The following is a 19,574-nucleotide window of genomic DNA, read 5'->3' on the forward strand; positions in this document are numbered from 1 at the left end:
GGGAGGGACGGTGCGCACATGCTAGGAACTCGCGCCATTCGCGTGAATTGCAGTCCGCAAGAATCCGCGCCCTCCTGCTTGAGGTTTGAAAGACATGCCACTGGACAAGATGAGCCGGACCCTCCTGGGCCACCTCGGACGCGATGCACGCGCCAGCTGGCAGGCGCTCGGCCGCCAGGTGCACCTGACCGGGCAGGCGGTGGCGACTCGCGTGCAACAGATGGTCGACGACGGCACGATCCGCCGCTTCACCGTCGTGCGCGGCGACCTGCGGCGTTACTTCGTCACGGTGTTCATGGATACGCCGCGATTCGATGACTTCGAGGCCTTCCTGCAGGCGCGCGACGAAGTCGAGAGCGCGAGCAAGATCGCTGGCGAGGGGTGCTACCACGTGGTCCTCGCCTGCGAGGACGATGCGACGTTGGAGACCTTCACGCAGGCCTTGCTGGCGTTCGGCCGCTACAAGGTGGCCAGCGAAATGCGGCGCGTGAAAGACTGAGCGCAGCTCAGCGCACGGGTACCGTCGGAAGGTCGAGCAGGGCGTCCTGCCGCGTCATCGCGGTGCTGTCGCGCCGAGGCCTCAGCGGAAAGCGTCGGACTCGTAACCCGCGATCTCTGCTTCCGCCAGCAATTCGCGCAGCTGTGCAGCGGAGGCGCGCTTCATCGGTTTTTCATCGACCGTGGACAGTGGCGCCTGGCGCAAGGCGTCGTGCGGCAATACGGTCAGGTCGAAGCTCAAGTCCTCGGCGCTGAACACCCACACCGGCAGATCGGCGACACGTTCCCGGTCCATGCGCAGGCGGCGGGTGCGCGCTTCGGCCGGGATGCGGTGCTCTTCAAGGAAGCGGGTGACCGCGTCGGGGTCGTCGCTGTGGACATGCAGCTGTACGGGCGCGTTGCCGTCGGCCGTGCCATCCAGCACCGCACCGATCAGCCGCGGCGAGAAAGCAGTCAGGAACTCCATCGCGCGCTGTGCGGCCTCGCGCCGACGACGCAGGCCTTCGGCGTGCGCATCGCCGACGAACAGGCGCTGATAGGTGCGCAAGGCGTCCTCGATCTCGCGGTTCCGCGGGAGCGAAGCGTCGTCGTGGATGCCGAGCCGGCTGGCCGCCTTGAGCTTGGCCTGGTGGAAATCGCGGATGCCGCCTTCGGCCATCAGCCGCGCCGCCTCATGGGCGAGCCGCTGGCGACGCTCGCGGGTGCGGGTTTCGGCGTGTTGACGAGCGTGGTGCATGGCAGGCCTCCGCGTCGAACCTGCGCCGAATGTACACCATGCTTCTGTGATGTCGATGACGGCGCGGCGACGCCGTCATCGAGCCTTCACCCGCAGGGGATCAGAAGATGTCGAAGGCCTCTTCGTCCGGTACGGCGTCTTCAGGCCCGTACAGGTCGTAGTCCTGCAGGCGCTCCATGTCTTCGACCTTCACCCACTCGGTGACGCCGTTGAGCGTGGCCTGGACCATGCCATCCGGGGGATCGTTCGACGCTACCGGCTTGTCCTTGAGTGCCACTCGCATGTAATCGATCCAGATCGGCAGCGCGGCCTTGCCACCGTACTCGCGATAGCCCAGCGACTGGAAGTTGTCGCGGCCAACCCAGACAACGGTGGCGTATTGGCCACCGAAGCCGCCGAACCACGCATCGCGATGATCATTGGTGGAACCGGTCTTGCCGCCCACATCCTCACGACCCAACACCTTGGCGGCGGTGCCCGTGCCGCGCTGGACCACGTCGCGCATCATCGATACCAGCTGGTAGGCCGTCCGCTCGTCGATCGCGCGCGGCGCGCTGACGGCATTCGGATCGGCCGGCTTCTGCTCGGTCTTCGGTTTCTCCGCGCCGGCAGGAGTCGCGGGTTTTGCAGCGCCAGCGGGGCCGAAGTTGAAGCCGTCGACCACCTGGCTCGCCGGCGTGCTGCTGCCGTACTGGCCCTGGCCACAACCACGGCAAGCGACCGCGGCGTTCTCCTTGAACACCACGTTGCCCTCGCGGTCCTTCACTTCATCGATGAACCAGGGCGTCACCCGCGATCCGCCGTTGGCGAATACCGCATAGGCGCGCGCCATCGACAGCGGCGTGAGGGATGCAGTGCCGAGCGACATCGAGAGGTTGGGCGGCAGCTCGGCCTCCTCGAAGCCGAACTGGCTGATGTAGCTGCGTGCGAAGGGCACGCCAATGCCATCCAGCAGACGGACGGACACCAGGTTGCGCGATTGCACCAGGGCCTCGCGCAGTCGCATCGGGCCGCGGAAGCCGCCGCCATCGTTCTGCGGGCGCCACATGTGGCCGCGTCGGTCGCGGAAGACGACCGGCGCGTCGAGCACGATCGAGGCCGGGTTGAATCCCTTCTCGAACGACGCGGCATACAGGAACGGTTTGAAGCTGGAGCCGGGCTGGCGACGGGCCTGGGTGGCGCGGTTGAACTTGTTGCCCGCGAAGCTGTAACCACCCACGAGCGCGCGCAATGCGCCGTTGTTGGCATCCAGCGACACCAGCGCTGCCTGGGCGCGCGGGATCTGGTCGATCACGTAGCTGCCTTCTTCCTTGCCGGCCTTGATGCGGGTCAGGTCGCCGCGTTTGAACAGCTTGGCGGGCGTGCGGCCGGTCCACTTGCTGGCGGCGGCAGGCAGGGTGAGCTCCTTGCCGTCGGCCATGACGACCGTGGCGCTGCCATCTTCGTTCGTGCGCGCGACGATGACGGGCTGCAGGCCGTTCTGCGCAGGAACGCCACGCAGGTGCGTAGCGAGCGCGGCGGCGTCCGCATCGGCCGCTACATCGAAATGCCGCTCGACGCCGTTCCAGCCATGGCGGTGGTCGTACAGGCCCAATCCATCGCGGACGGCCGCGTTGGCCGCATCCTGGAGGGGAGCGTCCAAGGTGGTGGTGACGTGGTAGCCCTTGGTCAGGGCTTCGGGCCCGAAGCGCGCGATCATTTCCTGGCGCACCATTTCGGACACGTAAGGCGCGTAGACCTCGATCGGCCGCTCGTGCGGCTTGGCGTGCATCGGCTCCGCCTTGGCCGCCGCGGCTTCCGCCGCGGTGATATAGCCGTCCTCGCGCATGCGCTCCACGACATACGCGCTGCGCTGCTGGTTGCGGCCGGGGTTGCTGATCGGGTTGCCGCTGGAGGGGAACTTCAGTGCGCTCACCAGCGTGGCGGCTTCGGCCAGCGTCAGCTGGTCCAGCGTCTTGCCGTAGTAGTACTCGGCCGCTGCGGCCACGCCGTAGGAGCGGTTACCGAAGAAGCTCTTGTTGAGGTAGAGCTCCAGGATCTCGTCCTTGGTCAGCATCTTCTCGATGCGGACCGCCAGCATCATTTCCACCAGCTTGCGGGTATAGCTGTATTTCGAGCTGAGGAACCACTGCCGGGCGACCTGCTGGGTGATGGTGCTGCCACCGGCCACGCGGCCTTCCTTGCGGCTGGCGATCTGCCAGACCGCGCGCGCGATGCCGGTCGGGTCCACGCCGTTGTGCTCGTAGAACTTGCTGTCCTCGGCGGCGAGGAAGGCTTGCTTGACGCGGGGCGGCACCTGGTCGATCCGGACCGGATACCGGCGGATCTCCCCGTACAGGCCCATCAAGCGGCCGTCGCTGGCATAGATGTAGAGGGGTTCCTGCAGTTCGACGTTCCGCAGGGCCTGGACGTCCGGGACCTTGGACGAGACCGTGTAATACAGCACCCCCAGACCGACTGCGCCGGCCAGGGCAAGTATCAGGAACGTGATGAGGGTCCAACGGAGAAGACGACGGAACCGGGACATCCAGAGCTTTCCGATTGCAGAATTCGTGGCGGCAGAGTATAGATGACCGCTGGGATTGCCACAGGTGATCCCAAGGGGAACAGGGACTTGGGGAACAACCCTCGTGAAACGTGACAAGCCGCACAGCCACGTCAACGGCGGTTGCCAAGCGTAAAAACTTGGTTATTAATGTGGGCGCGCGTCGTGCGCCTTGTGCCCGTCGGAAGGGGAAAGACCGTGGGGCTACTCCCAAAAAGCCAGTCGCCGCTGATCGGCGTCGACATCAGTTCGACTGCGGTGAAACTGCTGCAGCTCTCCCGCGTGGGCAACCGTTTCCGGGTTGAGCACTACGCCGTCGAGCCGCTGCCGCCCAATGCCGTGGTCGAGAAGAACATCGTCGAGGTCGAGGCCGTCGGCGAGGCCATCCGCCGGGCGGTGAACCGTGCCGGCAGCAAGGCCAAATACGCGGCCGCGGCCGTTGCCGGCTCGGCGGTGATCACCAAGATCATCCCGATGCCCGCCGACCTGGACGAGAGCGACCTGGAGGCCCAGGTCGAGCTTGAGGCCGTCAACTACATCCCGTACCCGATCGAGGAAGTGAACATCGATTTCGAGGTGCTGGGCCCTATGCCCAACAATCCCGAGATGGTGCAGGTCCTGCTGGCCGCATCGCGCTCGGAGAACGTCGAGCTGCGCCAGTCCGCGCTCGAACTGGGCGGACTGACGGCCAGGATCATGGATGTGGAGGCTTTCGCGGTCGAGAACGCGTTTGCCTTGATGGCCAACGACCTGCCGGTGCCCCAGGATGGCGTCGTCGCGCTGGTCGACATCGGCGCCACGATGACCACCCTCAACGTCCTGCGTCGCGGTCGCAGCCTGTACAGCCGCGAACAGGTATTCGGCGGCAAGCAGCTCACCGACGAGGTGATGCGCCGCTACGGTCTTACGTATGAGGAAGCTGGCCTGGCCAAGCGCCAGGGCGGCCTGCCCGAAAGCTACGAAGTCGAAGTGCTGGAGCCTTTCAAGGAGGCGACGGTCCAGCAGATCAGCCGTCTGCTGCAGTTCTTCTACGCAGGCAGCGAGTTCAATCGCGTCGACCAGATCGTTCTTGCCGGAGGCTGCGCTGCGCTGCCCGGCCTGCCGGAAATGGTTGAAGAGCAACTGGGCGTGCCCACGGTCGTCGCCAATCCGTTGGCGCAGATGACTCTGGGCCCGCGTGTGCAGGCGCACGCGCTCGCGCAGGACGCTCCCGCGCTGATGATCGCCACCGGCTTGGCTTTGAGGAGCTTCGACTGATGGCAAGAATCAACCTACTCCCGTGGCGCGCGGAGCGCCGCGTCCAGCGGCAGCGTGACTTCTACGTGATGCTGGGCGCCGCGGCCGCCGCTGGCCTGCTGCTCTCTTTCCTGCTGTGGTTCCACTACGACCGCCAGGTGGCGGGACAGACCGAGCGCAACGATTTCCTGAAGGCCGAGATCGCCAAGGTCCAAGCCCAGAACAAGGAAATCGAGCGCCTGGACGAGCAGAAGCGCCGGTTGCTGGCGCGCAAGGAAGTCATCGAGAAACTGCAGGCCAACCGCTCGCAGATGGTGCACCTGTTCGATTCGCTGGTGCGCACCATTCCCGACGGCGTCATGCTCGGCAACATCAAGCAGGATGGCGAGGTCCTGACGCTGGAAGGGCGTGCGCAGTCCAATGCGCGGGTCAGTACCTACATGCGTAACCTCGAGACCTCGGGCTGGATGACCAAGCCGGAACTGGCGATCATCGAAGCCAAGCCCGAAGAGGTCAAAACGCTGACCAACACGGGTGCCAGCCGCGCGCTGCCGTATGTCTTCAAACTGACGGTGCGCCTGGCGAACCCGACAGCCGAACAGGAAGCGGCGAGCAATGCAGCGGGCGACGCGCCGGCCGCCCCGGGTCCCACCCCGGCGCCGCTGGAAGGCCAGTCACCCGCGCCGGCCACGCCCGCACCCACGACACCGCCAGCTGCCCCCGCGCCGACGACTCCGCCGCCCGCCACGCCGGCAGGTAACACTCCCCCGGCCACCGGGAGCGCATCATGAGCCAGAAGAAGAAGACGTCGCTCAACAACCTGGACTTCAACAACATCGGCGGGTGGCCGCAGAACGCGAAGATCGGCTTCTGCGTGATCCTCGCGTTGTTCATCCTCGCCTTCTCCTATTTCCTCTTCATCAAGGGCAAGACGGAGACGTTGGACGGCTTGGTGCAGGAAGAAGTGCGCCTGCGCCAGGACTTCGAGAAAGAGCAGGCCAAGGCCGCCAACCTGGAGCCGCTGAAGCAGCAGCTTGCACAGATGGAGCAGGTGCTGCAGCAGATGCTGCGCCAGTTGCCGAGCAAGACCGAGATGCCCGATCTGATCATCGACATCTCGCAGACGGCGCTCTCCAGCGGACTGGCCAACGAGCTGTTCCAGCCGGAGCCGGAAACGCTGAAGGAGTTCTACGCCGAGAAGCCGATCCAGCTGCGCATGGTGGGCAACTATCACCAGTTCGGTGCGTTCGTCAGCGGCGTCGCCTCGTTGCCGCGCGTGGTCATCCTGACCATGCACGACATCTCGCTGCAGCCGAAGGCGGGCAAGGGTGGGATCAACCGAGGCGCGCTCGAGTTGTCGGGCACGGTCAAGACCTACCGGTACCTGGATGAGAAGGAAGTGGCGGACCAGGAAGCCGCGGCTGCCGCCGCTGCCAAAGGGCAGCCGGCACCCGCACCCGCACCCGCACCCGCACCTGCCGCAGGGGGAGCACCATGATCCGCACTGATTTGCGCTGGCTCCTGCTGGGTGCGCTGGTGTTCGCGGGCGGATGCGCCCGCGGCGTCACCAGTACGCCGGGGGATGCCCCGAACCTGGAAACCTGGGTCACGGACGTTCGTGCGCGTCCGGCACCCCCCCTGGATCCACTGCCGGTGATGCAGCAGTTCGAAACGTTCGAATATGCCGCACAAACCCTTCGTGATCCTTTCAGCGACGCCTGGAACAACGCGGAAGGGGGCGGGTTGCGACCCGATCCCAATCGCCGCAAGGAGACGCTGGAGCAATATCCGCTGGACAGCCTGGACATGGTCGGCACGATCGGCAAAGGCGCAGCTCTGGTGGCGCTGGTGATGGGGCCCGACAAGGTCACCTACCGGGTACGTCCGGGGAATTACCTGGGGCAGAGCGATGGCCGGGTCACTTCGGTCCGCGAAGATGGGTTGGAACTTGTCGAACTAGTGCCGGATGGCGCGGGTGGCTGGCTGGAACGGCCGGCGTCGATTGCGCTTGAAGATCAATGATTGGGGGATACACGATGACCGCTTCGAACGCCTACCGCCTGCGGCCGTCCCGGCGCCTGGCCACCCTCCGGGCCTGCTCTCTGGGACTGGCCATCGGTCTGCTGGCTGCCGCCAGCGCCGCCGGCGCCACGCCCCCGGGTGGGCAGGCAAACGCACCCGCCGCCTCCGCCAAGACGGCGCAAGCGGTGTCGGTTTCCAATATCGATTTCCGCCGAGGTGAGGACGGCGCGGGACGCCTGATCGTCAAGTTCGACGGGCAGGGCGCCTCGCCGGATCTCCGGAACCAGGGCGACAGCATCGTCGTGGACGTCGGTAACGCGACGCTTCCGGCCTCGTTGCAGCGACCGCTCAACGTGGTCGACTTCACGACGCCGGTCCAGCGCGTTGAGGCGCAGTCCAAGGCCGGCGGCACACAGCTCGTGCTGAGCACGCGAGGCGAATTCGAATCGCTGGCGTACCAGTCCGGCAACGAGTACGTCGTGGAGATCGTGCCGCGGGCAGGCCAGAAGGCCGTGGGCGGTGCAAGCGCTCCGGCCGGCACCAGCTCGTCGGCCATCGTCGCGGCGGCGCAGAAGGTCGCCAGCGAGGCTCGCCGCTACAGCGGCCGGCCGGTGACCTTCAACTTCCAGGATGTGCCGGTGCGCACCGTCCTGCAGCTGATCGCCGAGGAATCCAACCTCAATATCGTGGCGTCCGACACGGTGCAGGGTAACGTCACCCTTCGCCTGGTCAATGTCCCATGGGACCAGGCCTTGGACATCGTCCTGCGTGCCAAGGGCCTGGACAAGCGACGCGATGGCAACGTGGTGTGGGTCGCCCCGCAGCCCGAGCTGGCCAAGTTCGAGCAGGAGAAGGAAGATGCACGTATCGCGATCGAGAACCGAGAGGACCTGATCACCGACTACGTGCAGGTCAACTACCACTCGGCCAGCGCGATCTTCAAGGCATTGACCGAAGCCAAGGGCGTCGGCAATAGCGGCGGTGGCGGTGGCGGTGGCGGTAGCAGTCAGAACGAAAACGGCTTTCTGTCCCAGCGCGGCCGCCTGGTGGCAGACGAGCGGACCAACACCTTGATGATCAGCGACATCCCGAAGAAGGTCGCGCAGATGCGTGAGCTGATCGCGGTCATCGATCGCCCGGTCGACCAGGTCATCATCGAAGGCCGGATCGTCATCGCGACCGACACCTTCGCTCGTGATCTGGGTGCCCGTTTTGGCATCAGTGGTCGTCGATCCGGTGATCGCACGCAGATCATCGGCGGCAACATCGCCGACAACGTCAACGTGGGCAATGGCGACGACCGTATCCTGCCGCGCGACATGAACGTGAACCTGCCGGCCAGCGGCTTCATCGACAACACGGCCGCGAGCATCGCCTACACGCTGCTGGGCCGTAACTTCGACCTGGACCTGGAGCTGTCCGCACTGCAGGAAGAAGGCCGTGGTGAAGTGATCTCCAACCCGCGCCTGGTGACCACCAACCAGCGCGAAGCGGTGATCAAGCAGGGCCGTGAAGTGGGTTACCTGACCGTCACCGGCAGCGGTGCTGGCCAAAGCAGCATTCCGACCGTGCAGTTCAAGGAAGCCTTGCTGGAACTGAAGGTGCTGCCCACGATCACGGACGACAACCGCGTCTTCCTGAACCTCAACGTCAAGAAGGACGAGGTGGTCCAGTTCGTCGACCTGGGACAGTACGGCTCGGTGCCCGAGCTGGCCCGTCGCGAGATCAACACCGCCGTCCTGATCGAAGACGGCCAGACCGTGGTGATCGGTGGCGTGTACGAGTTCAGCGACCGCGCCAGCGTGGCCAAGGTGCCGTTCCTGGGCGACATCCCCTTCCTGGGCAACCTGTTCAAGAAGAAGGGTCGCAGCAAGGAGAAGGCCGAGCTGCTGATCTTCGTCACCCCGAAGGTCCTGCGAGTGGCCGAGCGCCGCTGAGCGCAGCCGGTCCGGCGGATTTGGAAGAAGGGGGCCCTGGGCCCCCTTCTTCTTTGCGCGTATCTCGTATCTGAATCGGGACGTCGCGTGCCGATGGTCCTGTGAACCTTCCGGCCGGGGTTGGGTCAAAATCGGCCTCCATACCGACTTCCGGCCATCCCATGGATTCCTCCCCTGCCCATCCTGATCTGCCGGTAGATGCCGGCGCATCGCTGCACGGGGCGTTTGCGCGATTGCGCGAAGACTTGTCGCATACCATCGTCGGGCAGGCTGCCCTGGTTGAGCGGTTGCTGATCGCTCTCCTGGCCGACGGCCATCTGCTCGTGGAAGGTGCGCCGGGCCTGGCGAAGACCACGGCCATCCGCGCGCTGGCCTCACGGCTGCAGGCCGAATTCGCTCGCGTGCAATTCACGCCCGACCTGCTGCCTGCCGACCTCACCGGTACCGAGGTGTGGCGTCCGCAGGAAGGCCGATTCGAATTCCAGCCCGGCCCTGTGTTCCATCCGTTGCTGTTGGCCGACGAGATCAACCGTGCGCCCGCCAAGGTTCAATCCGCGCTACTCGAGGCGATGGGCGAACGGCAGGTGACGGTGGGACGCCACACCTATCCGCTACCGGCCTTGTTCCTGGTGATGGCCACGCAGAATCCGATCGAGCAGGAAGGCACGTTCCCGCTGCCCGAAGCCCAGCTCGACCGTTTCCTCATGCACGTGAAGATCGGCTACCCCGAGGCGGCGGCGGAGGCCGACATCCTCCGGCTTGCGCGTGATCGCGCACGCGACGAAATGCAGGCCGTTTCGGCCGTCGTCGAGCGCATGCCGCTGGATGACGTCTTCCGTGCCCGTGCGCAGGTCCTGGATCTGCATCTGGCGCCGGCACTGGAGCGCTACCTCATCGAACTGGTCCTCGCCTCGCGTGATGCGTCGCGCTACGACGCTGCGCTGGCGCGCCGCATCGCGTGGGGTGCCAGTCCGCGCGGTTCCATTGCGCTGGAGCGCTGCGCGCGCGCGCGGGCCTGGCTGGCGGGCCGCGACTACGTGACGCCCGACGACATCCGTGCGATCGCGCCGGACGTCCTCCGCCACCGAGTACTGCCGAGCTATGAAGCCACCGCAGAGGGCTGGGATGGCGATCGGCTGGTGAAGGCCTTGCTGGACGTCGTGCCCCTGCCTTGAGTGGGCGATTCGACTTCCGACACCTCCATGAGCGACGGCATCGTTCCCACCTTGCAAGAACTGATCGCGCTGCGGGCCAGCGCGCAGCGACGGCCGCCCGCGCGGCGCGGCCGGCATTCCGTCCCCGGACCTTCGGCGTCGCCACTGCGTGGACGCGGGATGGAGTACGCCGAGTCCCGCGAGTACGTGGCGGGCGACGATGTTCGCCACATCGACTGGCGGCTGACGGCGCGTAGCGGGCGCACCCACACCAAGCTCTTCCAGGCCGAACGCGAACGGCTGACGCTGATCGTCGCCGACACCTCCCCGTTGCTCTACTTCGGCACGCGCCTGCGCTTCAAGTCCGTGCAGGCGGCGCGCGCAGGCGCGGTCGCAGCGTGGCAGGCGGTGCGCGAGGGTGACCGCCTGGCGATCCTGCGCGGTAGCGCGACCGAAGCGCCGGTGCCTCCCGCCTCGGGTACGCGCGGTGCTTTACGGGTGCTGGATGCATTGGTGCGTTGGTATGCGAAGCCACCGGCGGACGATGTCGGTCTGGCGTTCGCCCTCGATCATGCGGCGCGTCTGCTTCGCCCCGGCTCGCGCTTGCTGGTGCTGGCGGAGCCGCATAGCGTGGCCGCCATTCCCGATACACGCTGGACGGCGCTCGCGGCCCATCACGATGTCGTCGTGCTGTTGCTGACGGACCCGCTGGAAACCGATCCGCCCGCACGATCGCTGCCTTTCGCGGCGGGCGAGCGGCGCGTCGAGCTGGATCTCGCCAGCCAGGCGCAGCGCGATGCTTGGCGAAGCGAATTCCAGGCACCGCTCGCGCGTGCGTTGGACCGCTTGCCCGCGCGTGGCGTGCAGGTGCGCACGTTGTCGACCGATGCCGCCAGCGATGCCTGGCTCGTCGCGCTGGGTCGCGCGCAACCGCAGGTGGCCTGAGCATGGTGCCGGACACGCTGGTGTTGCGCGATGTGCACGTGCCGCCGGCGCCCTCGTGGTGGCCGCCGGCACCCGGGTGGTGGCTGGTGGCTGCGCTCGTCGTGACCGCGGTGCTGTGTTTCGTCGCGTGGCGTTGGCATCTGCGTCGGCGTCGCCAACGGTGGCAGCGCTGGTTCGATGCGGTTGCGCAGGGACGGACGCCGGCCGAGCAGGTGGCCGCCGCATCGGAACTGCTGCGCCGCGCGGCGCGCCGCGTGTCGTCTTCCGCGGATCGACTCGAAGGCGAGGCCTGGCTTCAGTTCCTCGATGGCCAGCAGGGTCATGCTTTCAGCGCAGGCCCGGGCCGATTGCTGCTCGATGGCGGCTATCGCCGCGACGTCGATCCTGTCGAGTTGGCGGCGGCGCTGGCCGCGGCACGCATGCGTTTCCTCGACATGATGGCGGCGAAACGATGAGCCTTTCGCTGCCGACACTGCAACTTCTGCAGGACGGCTACGCCGGCTTCGCCTGGCCTTGGGCGTGGCTGGTGTTTCCGTTGCCTTGGCTGGTGCGCTGGGCATTGCCCCCACGTCGCGCGCAGACGGATGCCCTCAAAGTGCCGTATGGCAACGCCGTGCAGGCGATCGCCGCACAGGGGGGTCGGGGGCTGCAGGGCCGTGGCGCGGCGATGGCGTGGCTGGTGTGGTTCCTGTTGTGTGCTGCCGTGGCGCGGCCCCAACAATTCGGCGACGCCGTGACGCCGCCGGTGAGCGGGCGCGACCTGATGCTGGCCGTCGACCTCTCGGGCAGCATGACCGAGCCCGACATGGAGCTGGGCGGCGCTGTCGTCGATCGGCTTACCGCAGCGAAGGCCGTGCTCGCCGACTTCCTTGACCGCCGCGACGGTGATCGCGTCGGCCTGCTGGTCTTCGGCCAACGCGCCTACGCGATGACCCCGCTGACCCGCGACCTGCAGACCGTGCGTGAGCAGTTGCGCGATGCCGTGGCCGGGCTCGCTGGCCGCGAGACCGCGATCGGCGATGCCATCGCGCTGGCGGTGCGTCGACTACGCACGCAGCAGGAAGGCCAGCGCGTGCTGATCCTGCTGACCGATGGCGTGAACTCCGCTGGCGTGCTGACGCCACAGAAAGCGGCGGAACTGGCGAAGGAGGAGCGCGTGCGCATCCATACCATCGCCTTCGGCAGCGATGGCGGAATGAGCCTGTTCGGCATTCCGTTGCCGATGCCGGCCAGCTCGCCGGAAGACATCGACGAGGCGACCCTCCGTGATGTCGCCGCGCAAACCGGGGGCCGCTTCTACCGCGCACGCGATACCGGCGAACTCGCCGGCATCTACGCCGAGTTGGACCGTCTGGAGCCGGTGCAGCAGGCGGGCAAGGCCGTGCGTCCGCGCATCGAGCGCTATGCGTGGCCGTTGGCCGCCGCGCTGGGCTTCGCGCTACTGGCATTCGCGTGGCCGCGGAGGCGCGGATGAGCGCTTTCTGGAACGCACTGCATTTCCTGCGCCCGCACTGGCTGTGGGCCTTGCTCGCGCTGCCGCTGCTGGCGTGGTGGTGGCGCACGCAACGACATCGCCTGAATGCCTGGCAGGGCCATGTCGATCCGCACCTGCTGCGGCACCTGCTCGTGCGGGGTGGTCGAAACGCGCGCACCGGCATGATCGCTGCCGCGCTGGCCTATGCATTGGCCGTGCTGGCACTGGCGGGACCAAGCTGGCGACAGGGCGAACAGCCGTTGTGGCAAGCCCAGCGCCCATTGGTGCTGGTGCTGGACTTGTCCAGCCGGATCACCACGCCGGACCTGCCGCCGTCGCGTCTGTTGCAGGTGCGAGCCAAGCTCGCGCGCTTGCTCGATGCGCGCGCGGGTAGCCCCGTGGCGCTGGTGGTGTATGCGGACGATGCGTTCACGGTCGCCCCGATGACCGACGACGCGGCCAATATCCGCCTGTATCTCGACGAGCTTTCGCCCGAGATCATGCCGGTGGATGGCCAGCGCGCCGATCGCGGCATTGCCTGGGCAGCGCGCCTGCTGTCGCAGGCGGACTTCCGCAACGGCGACATCCTCGTGCTCACCGACCGGGCCGATGGAGATGCGACCACGGCGGCTGCCGCGGCGCGCGCGAAGGGATACACCGTGTCCGTACTCGGGCTGGGCACGTCGGCCGGCGCCGCCTATCGCGGGACCGATGGCACGATCGGCCATGCGGCGCTGGATGCGGGTTCCCTGCGTGCGCTGGCCGCCGCAGGGGGAGGCCGGTACGAACCGGCCTCGACCGACGATGGGGACTTCGCCGCGCTCGGCATCGCAGCACCGGCACTGGATGCCGTGGGCGTGTCCACCGCGCCTGGCGGCGGCAAGGCATGGCGCGACGAGGGCTACTGGCTGCTGATCCCGTTGATGGCGCTCGCGCTGTTGTGGTTCCGTCGTGGTGCGGCACTCGTACTGGTGGGTGCGCTGTGGCTGCCGATGGCATCGCCCGCGCGTGCTGCCGGGGTCGATTGGTGGCAGCGCAGCGACCAGGCCGCGCATGCGCAGTTGCAGCGAGGTGCTGACGCCTACCGCCAGGGCGATTACGCATCGGCGGAGCAGTCCTTCACCGGCATCGACACGGCCGAGGGTCAGTACAACCTGGGCAATGCGCTGGCCAAGCAGCAGCGTTACGACGATGCCGTGGCGGCCTACGACCGCGCACTGCGATTGCAGCCCGGCATGGCCGATGCGGTCGCCAATCGCACCGCCGTCGACGCCGCGCGCAAGCGGCCGCCTTCGCCGGGCGACGGGCAGGGCAAGCCCGGGCAGCAGGGCAGTGGCGATCAGGCGTCCTCGGGCGCGAAGGGCGATGCATCGGACGGAAAGAAGGCAGGCCAGCAACAGAAGGCATCGCCGTCGCCGCAAGACGCATCGACATCGCCCTCGGGCAAGCCCGGCCAGGCGCAGGCGGGCAAGAGCGCGCCGCCGCAACGTACGCCGCCCAAGCCGTCGCCCGATCCCGCAGCGCAGGCCGCCGCCGATGCGGCGCAACGCGAACGCATGCGCGCGGCAATGGGCAAACAGGACGGACAGCATGCAGGGAAGCCATCGCAGAACGCGCCTGCCGTGCAGACCGAGACCGCGGAGCAGCGCGAGCGTCGGCAGGCGGTCGATGCATGGCTGAAGCGCGTGCCGGACGAGCCCGGTTCGCTGCTCAAGGCGAAGTTCCGGCTCGAACACGACCGCCGGCAGAAGGAAGGGCAATGAAGTACCGCATCGGGATCCTGCTGGCCGTGCTGATGATGTGGCCAACCTCGCTGCTCGCGGCGACGCGCGCGTGGCTGGAGCAGCCACAGGTCGTGCTCGGGCAGGCGGTCACGCTCAACGTGGAGACCGATGCGGTGTCCGCCACCCCGGATCTCACGCCGCTGATGCGCGATTTCGAAGTGGAAGGCCAATCCGACAGCCGCAGCGTGCGGCTGGTGAACGGACGCATGAACACCAGCACGACGTTCTCGCTGACGTTGCGGCCGCGACGCGCCGGCACGCTGGCCATTCCCGCGCTGCAGGTGGGCAATGAGCGCACGGCACCGCTGACGTTGGAGGTCGGCGCCACGGCGACGGCGCGCGCGGCGTCCAACGGCCTGGTGTTCGTCGAAACCGAAGTGGACGATCCCAGCCCCTACGTGCAGCAGTCGGTCGGCGTGACGGTGCGGCTGTACTACGCCACGCCGCTGGTGTCGGGACAACTCGATCTCGACCCGCCCGACGGCGCGCTGCTGCAGCGCGTCGGCGACATCGTGCAGTCCAGCCGCGAGATCGACGGACGGCGCTACAGCACCGCCGAGCGTCGCTTCCTGCTGGTGCCCGAACGCAGCGGCGCGCTGACGCTGCCGGGTGCACGCTTCGAAGGACGCGGTGCCGGCGGCTGGATGGACGACCTGTTGGGCGGCAACAGCCGCGAGGTCAACATCACCGGCGCACCGCGCGCGCTGCAGGTGCGCGCGCAACCGGCCGGTGCGCCGCAGCCCTGGCTGCCGGTGCGCGACCTGCGCCTGCGCTACACCGCGGTGCCGCAGCAGTTGCGCACGGGCGAAGCGGGCACGCTCACCATCGAGACGACGGTCATCGGGGCCACCCAGGCGCAGTTGCCGGAGGTTCCCGCGCCGTCGGTTCCGGGCGCACAGGTTTTCGCCGAGCCGCCGCAGTTCGACGAACGTTTCGTGGGCGGTACGCCGCAAGTGACGCTGACGCGCCGCTATTCGATCGTGCCCTCGCAGGCGGGCACGCTGGTGATCCCGGGCACGGCGATGGCGTGGTGGGACGTGCGCGCGGGCGCGGCGCGGCGCGCGACGCTGCCCGACCTGACCCTGCCCGTCGTGGTCGGAAGCGGTGCGCCCTCATCCGTCCCGGCCACGAGCGCGTCGCGCGGCGCGGCCACGCCGACCACCGGCGCTGGCGACGACATCCTGCTGGAGGGCGAACGCCGCGTTCCGCCCCACCTGTGGCCCTGGCTGGCCGCCGGGTTCGCGGTGTTGTGGCTGGTCACATTGGTGTGGGCGCTGACGCGGCGCGCTACCGCTTCGTCGGGCCAACGCACGCGTGTGCGTGCCGAAGCCGGGGCACCGAACACCGCGGTACCGGCCACGCACACCGCGGCCGACCTCAAGCGCGCACTGGATGCGGGCGATCTCGACGACATCGAGGACGTGTTGCGCGGCATGGCGCGCCCCACCGCTGTCGATCTCGACGATCTGCATCGCCGGCTCGCCTCGTCTTCACAGCGCACGGCGGTGGAACTGCTGCGCCGCGCCCGTTGGGCCGGCGGCGATGCGGGCCAGGCGAGGGCGGCGCTGCGAGAAGCGTTCCGCGGCGGTCCCGACTGGAGGACGGCGGATCGAGGTACCGTGGATGAACCCCTGCCGCCGCTCTATCCGCGATGAGGGAAAGCGGACGCATGTTCGTCCTCTCCTTGGCGATGGCGACGATGCCGTCCCCACCTGTCCGGTTCGGCCCGCCGTGTATCGACGGAGCGCGCTGCCGGGTTTGCTAAGCTCCCGACTTTGCCTTCGCAGGACCCGCCGATGACCGACGCCGCGCCCGCCACCCGCGCCAAGCTCCCTTTGCACTGGAAGATGGCCATCGGCTTCGGCGTAGGCCTGATCGTCGGGCTCATCGTGCATGCCTCCGGCCAGGGCGACGCGGGCTGGGTGCAGGACGTCACGAAGTACGTCACCACGCCGTTCAGCAAGATCTTCCTCAACCTGATCTTCATGCTGATCGTGCCGCTGTTGTTCTCGGCGCTGGTCTGCGGCATCGCCGAGATGGGTGACATCCGCGCGCTGGGGCGGATCGGCTGGAAGACGCTGGCCTACACCGTGCTGCTCTCCGCGGTCGCCGTGCTGCTGGGCCTGGTGCTGGTGAACCTGCTGAAGCCGGGCGTGGGCGTGGATCCTGCGCTGGCGCAGCAACTGATCGCCGAGAACGCCGAGCGCACGAAGGAAATCGTCGCCAGCGTAGGCAGCCAGCCGACCGGCATGGACATGCTGCTGTCGATCGTGCCCGACAACGTGATTGGTGCGGCGTCGAGCAACGCGGCGATCCTCTCGCTGATGTTCTTCGCGGTGATGTTCGGTGTCGGCCTGGTGCTGACGCCGTCGGAGAACACCGGCATCCTCAAGCGCGGCATCGAGGGCGTGTTCGAGATCTCGATGACGCTGATCGGCCTGGTGATCCGGCTCGCCCCGTACGCGGTGGCCTGCTTCATGTTCAACCTGGCCGCGATCTTCGGCTTCGATCTGTTGGTACGACTGGGTGCCTATGTCGGCGTGGTCGTGCTGGCGTTGGGACTGCACCTGCTGGTCAGTTACTCGGTCGCGCTGAAACTCGCCGGCTATTCGCCGCTGACGTTCTTCCGCGGCGCGCAGGAAGCGATGGTGATGGCGTTCTCCACCGCGTCGAGCAACGCGACCCTGCCCACCGCGCTGCGCGTGGCCGATGAGAAGCTGGGCCTGCCGCGCACAGTGTCGCGCTTCGTGCTGACGGTGGGCGCCACCGCCAACCAGAACGGCACGGCGCTGTTCGAGGGCGTGACGGTGATCTTCCTGGCCCAGTTCTTCGGCGTGGACCTGTCGCTGGGCCAGCAGTTCATGGTGATGCTGGTGTGCATCCTGGGCGGCATCGGCACGGCTGGCGTGCCGTCCGGTTCGCTGCCGGTGGTGGCGCTGATCTGCGCCATGGTGGGCGTGAATCCCATCGGCATCGGCCTGATCCTGGGCGTGAACCACTTCCTCGACATGTGCCGCACCACGCTGAACGTCACCGGCGACCTGACCCTGGCCTCACTGGTGGCCAAGGGCGAGCGTACTGACGTGAAACTGCCGGGCCAGCCGGGCTAACACCGCGGAAAGCACGCTGCAACCGCGACAGGGCGGGCAGGGGGTGGGACAATGGGCGGCCCGCAGCCCGCCGGGCGCCGCCCCCTGTTCCGACTCCCCATGACGACGCCCACCCGCCGCCAGCTCGCCAACGCCATCCGTTTCCTCGCCGCCGACGCGGTGCAGGCCGCCAACTCCGGCCATCCCGGCATGCCCATGGGCATGGCCGACATCGCCGAAGTGCTGTGGAACGACTACTACCGCCACAGCCCGTCGAACCCGCACTGGTTCAACCGCGACCGCTTCATCCTGTCCAACGGCCACGGCTCGATGCTGCAATACGCGCTGCTGCACCTGGCCGGCTACGACCTGCCGCTGCAGGAACTGAAGAATTTCCGCCAGCTGCACAGCAAGACCGCCGGCCATCCGGAACGTCACGAGACCCCGGGCGTGGAAACCACCACCGGCCCGCTCGGCCAGGGCTTCGCCAATGCGGTCGGCTTCGCGCTGGCCGAGAAGCTGCTGGCGCAGCGCTTCAACCGCGAAGGCCACGACCTCATCGATCACCGCACCTTCGTGTTCATGGGTGACGGCTGCCTGATGGAAGGCGTATCGCATGAAGCCGCCTCGCTCGCCGGCACCTGGGGCCTGGGCAAGCTGGTCTGCTTCTGGGACGACAACAAGATTTCCATCGACGGCAACACCGATGGCTGGTTCACCGACGACACGCCGGCCCGCTTCGAAGCCTACGGCTGGCAGGTCGTGCGCAACGTCAACGGCCACGACCCGGTCGAGATCAAGACCGCGATCGAAACCGCGCTGAAGGCCACCGACAAGCCCACGCTGATCTGCTGCCGCACCACGATCGGTTTCGGTTCGCCGAACAAGGCCGGCAAGGAATCCAGCCACGGCGCACCGCTGGGCAAGGACGAGCTGGAAGCCACGCGCGTCGCGCTGGAATGGCCGTACGGTCCGTTCGAAGTTCCGGCCGACATCTACGCCGGCTGGAACAAGGTCGACGCCGGCAAGGCGCTGGAAGCCGACTGGAACGCGCTGCTCGCTGCCTACACCGCGCAGTACCCGGAGCAGGCGGCCGAACTGGAGCGCCGTGCCGCGGGCGAGCTGCCCGCCGACTTCGTCGCCCAGGCCGATGCCTACATCGCCAAGGTGCAGGCCGAAGGCCCGGTGATCGCTTCGCGCAAGGCTTCGCAGAACGCCATCGAAGCGTTCGCACCGCTGCTGCCGGAACTGGTCGGCGGCTCGGCCGACCTGGCGCACTCCAACCTCACGCTGTGGAAGGCCAGCAAGTCGGTGTCCACCACCGATCCGAACGCCAACTACGTGTACTACGGCGTGCGCGAGTTCGGCATGACCGCGATCGCGAACGGACTGGCGCTGCACGGCGGCTTCGTGCCGTTCGACGCCACCTTCCTGGTGTTCAGCGACTACGCGCGCAACGGCGTGCGCATGAGCGCGCTGATCCCGGCGCATGCGATCCACGTGTACACGCACGACTCCATCGGCCTGGGCGAAGACGGTCCCACGCACCAGCCGGTCGAGCACCTGGCCTCGCTGCGCTACATCCCGAACAACGACGTGTGGCGTCCGTGCGACGCGGTGGAATCGGCGGTGGCGTGGAAGCAGGCCATCGTCCGCCAGGACGGCCCGAGCTGCCTGGTGTTCTCGCGCCAGAACCTGCCGCACCAGCCGCGCACCGAGGCGCAGGTGGGCGATATCGCACGCGGCGGCTACGTGCTGGCCGATGCCGATGGCACGCCGGACGTCATCCTGATCGCCACCGGTTCGGAAGTGGGCCTGGCCACGCAGGCGAAGGCCACGCTGGATGCGCAGGGCATCAAGACGCGCGTGGTGTCGATGCCGTCGACCGACGTGTTCGATCGCCAGGACGCGGCTTACCGCGAGGCCGTGCTGCCCAAGGCCGTGCGCAAGCGCGTAGCGGTGGAAGCGGCGATCGCCGATTTCTGGGGCAAGTACGTGGGCCTGGACGGTGCGGTGATCGGCATGACCACGTTCGGCGCCTCCGCGCCGGCCGACGCGCTGTACAAGCACTTCGGCATCACCGCCGAGGCGGTGGTCGAGGCCGCGACGTCGCTCTGAGCAGGGCGCATCGCAGGAGCGAGAAGAAGCCGGGCA

16 protein-coding genes are annotated in these 19,574 nt (G+C 67.6%); 14 read left to right on the plus strand and 2 right to left on the minus strand.

All coding sequences use genetic code 11. From position 1 onward, the window contains the following. The first annotated feature begins 109 nt into the window (after nt 1-109). Nucleotides 110-499: an Lrp/AsnC family transcriptional regulator gene (locus ACSION_RS04940; RefSeq protein ID WP_435305107.1), complete on the plus strand. Its 390-nt coding sequence runs from the start codon at nt 110-112 to the stop codon at nt 497-499. A gap of 81 nt (nt 500-580) precedes the next feature. On the opposite strand, the gene ACSION_RS04945 is transcribed toward ACSION_RS04940, so the two are convergent. Continuing rightward, complete coding sequence (locus ACSION_RS04945) at nt 581-1,234, minus strand: hypothetical protein (protein WP_435305108.1); 654 nt, start codon at nt 1,232-1,234, stop codon at nt 581-583. A 100-nt stretch (nt 1,235-1,334) separates the two neighbouring features. Continuing rightward, complete coding sequence (locus tag ACSION_RS04950) at nt 1,335-3,761, minus strand: penicillin-binding protein 1A (RefSeq protein ID WP_435305109.1); 2,427 nt, start codon at nt 3,759-3,761, stop codon at nt 1,335-1,337. A 216-nt stretch (nt 3,762-3,977) separates the two neighbouring features. On the opposite strand from ACSION_RS04950, the gene ACSION_RS04955 reads away from it, so the two are divergent. The 13 genes from ACSION_RS04955 (at nt 3,978) to tkt (ending at nt 19,538) form a co-directional block, all read left to right on the plus strand. Continuing rightward, nucleotides 3,978-5,036, plus strand: a complete 1,059-nt coding sequence (locus ACSION_RS04955; RefSeq protein ID WP_093490797.1) for a pilus assembly protein PilM — start codon at nt 3,978-3,980, stop codon at nt 5,034-5,036. Continuing rightward, nucleotides 5,036-5,806, plus strand: a complete 771-nt coding sequence (locus tag ACSION_RS04960; RefSeq protein ID WP_093490109.1) for a PilN domain-containing protein — start codon at nt 5,036-5,038, stop codon at nt 5,804-5,806. The genes ACSION_RS04955 and ACSION_RS04960 overlap by 1 nt, the downstream gene beginning before the upstream one ends. After that, nucleotides 5,803-6,513, plus strand: coding sequence for a type 4a pilus biogenesis protein PilO (locus ACSION_RS04965; RefSeq protein ID WP_435305110.1), 711 nt, complete (start codon nt 5,803-5,805; stop codon nt 6,511-6,513). The genes ACSION_RS04960 and ACSION_RS04965 overlap by 4 nt, the downstream gene beginning before the upstream one ends. Then, nucleotides 6,510-7,037 (plus strand): pilus assembly protein PilP, encoded by a 528-nt coding sequence (locus tag ACSION_RS04970; RefSeq protein ID WP_435305111.1) that lies wholly within the window; start codon nt 6,510-6,512, stop codon nt 7,035-7,037. Before ACSION_RS04965 ends, ACSION_RS04970 begins: the two co-directional genes overlap by 4 nt. A 14-nt stretch (nt 7,038-7,051) precedes the next feature. After that, on the plus strand, nt 7,052-8,974 hold the full coding sequence (locus ACSION_RS04975) for a type IV pilus secretin PilQ (protein ID WP_435305112.1): 1,923 nt from the start codon (nt 7,052-7,054) through the stop codon (nt 8,972-8,974). 161 nt (nt 8,975-9,135) lie between these two features. Further along, nucleotides 9,136-10,149: an AAA family ATPase gene (locus ACSION_RS04980; protein ID WP_435305113.1), complete on the plus strand. Its 1,014-nt coding sequence runs from the start codon at nt 9,136-9,138 to the stop codon at nt 10,147-10,149. 27 nt (nt 10,150-10,176) lie between these two features. After that, a complete protein-coding gene (locus tag ACSION_RS04985) occupies nt 10,177-11,073 on the plus strand; it encodes a DUF58 domain-containing protein (protein ID WP_435305114.1) in 897 nt (298 codons plus the stop codon). A 2-nt stretch (nt 11,074-11,075) separates the two neighbouring features. Continuing rightward, on the plus strand, nt 11,076-11,528 hold the full coding sequence (locus ACSION_RS04990) for a DUF4381 domain-containing protein (RefSeq protein WP_435305115.1): 453 nt from the start codon (nt 11,076-11,078) through the stop codon (nt 11,526-11,528). Beyond that, nucleotides 11,525-12,547, plus strand: a complete 1,023-nt coding sequence (locus ACSION_RS04995; protein WP_435305116.1) for a vWA domain-containing protein — start codon at nt 11,525-11,527, stop codon at nt 12,545-12,547. Before ACSION_RS04990 ends, ACSION_RS04995 begins: the two co-directional genes overlap by 4 nt. Beyond that, nucleotides 12,544-14,310 (plus strand): VWA domain-containing protein, encoded by a 1,767-nt coding sequence (locus ACSION_RS05000; RefSeq protein WP_435305117.1) that lies wholly within the window; start codon nt 12,544-12,546, stop codon nt 14,308-14,310. The genes ACSION_RS04995 and ACSION_RS05000 overlap by 4 nt, the downstream gene beginning before the upstream one ends. Next, on the plus strand, nt 14,307-15,986 hold the full coding sequence (locus ACSION_RS05005) for a BatD family protein (protein WP_435305118.1): 1,680 nt from the start codon (nt 14,307-14,309) through the stop codon (nt 15,984-15,986). Before ACSION_RS05000 ends, ACSION_RS05005 begins: the two co-directional genes overlap by 4 nt. 141 nt (nt 15,987-16,127) lie before the next feature. After that, entirely contained in the window at nt 16,128-17,441 is a 1,314-nt protein-coding gene (locus tag ACSION_RS05010; RefSeq protein ID WP_435305119.1) for a dicarboxylate/amino acid:cation symporter, read from the plus strand. A gap of 99 nt (nt 17,442-17,540) precedes the next feature. After that, the gene (gene tkt / locus ACSION_RS05015) at nt 17,541-19,538 is read left to right on the plus strand and encodes a transketolase (RefSeq protein WP_435305120.1); all 1,998 of its coding nucleotides are present in this window, start codon (nt 17,541-17,543) and stop codon (nt 19,536-19,538) included. Nucleotides 19,539-19,574: the final 36 nt, after the last annotated feature.

This window comes from Pseudoxanthomonas sp. LjRoot125 (genome assembly GCF_964252705.1).
GTDB lineage: Bacteria > Pseudomonadota > Gammaproteobacteria > Xanthomonadales > Xanthomonadaceae > Pseudoxanthomonas_A.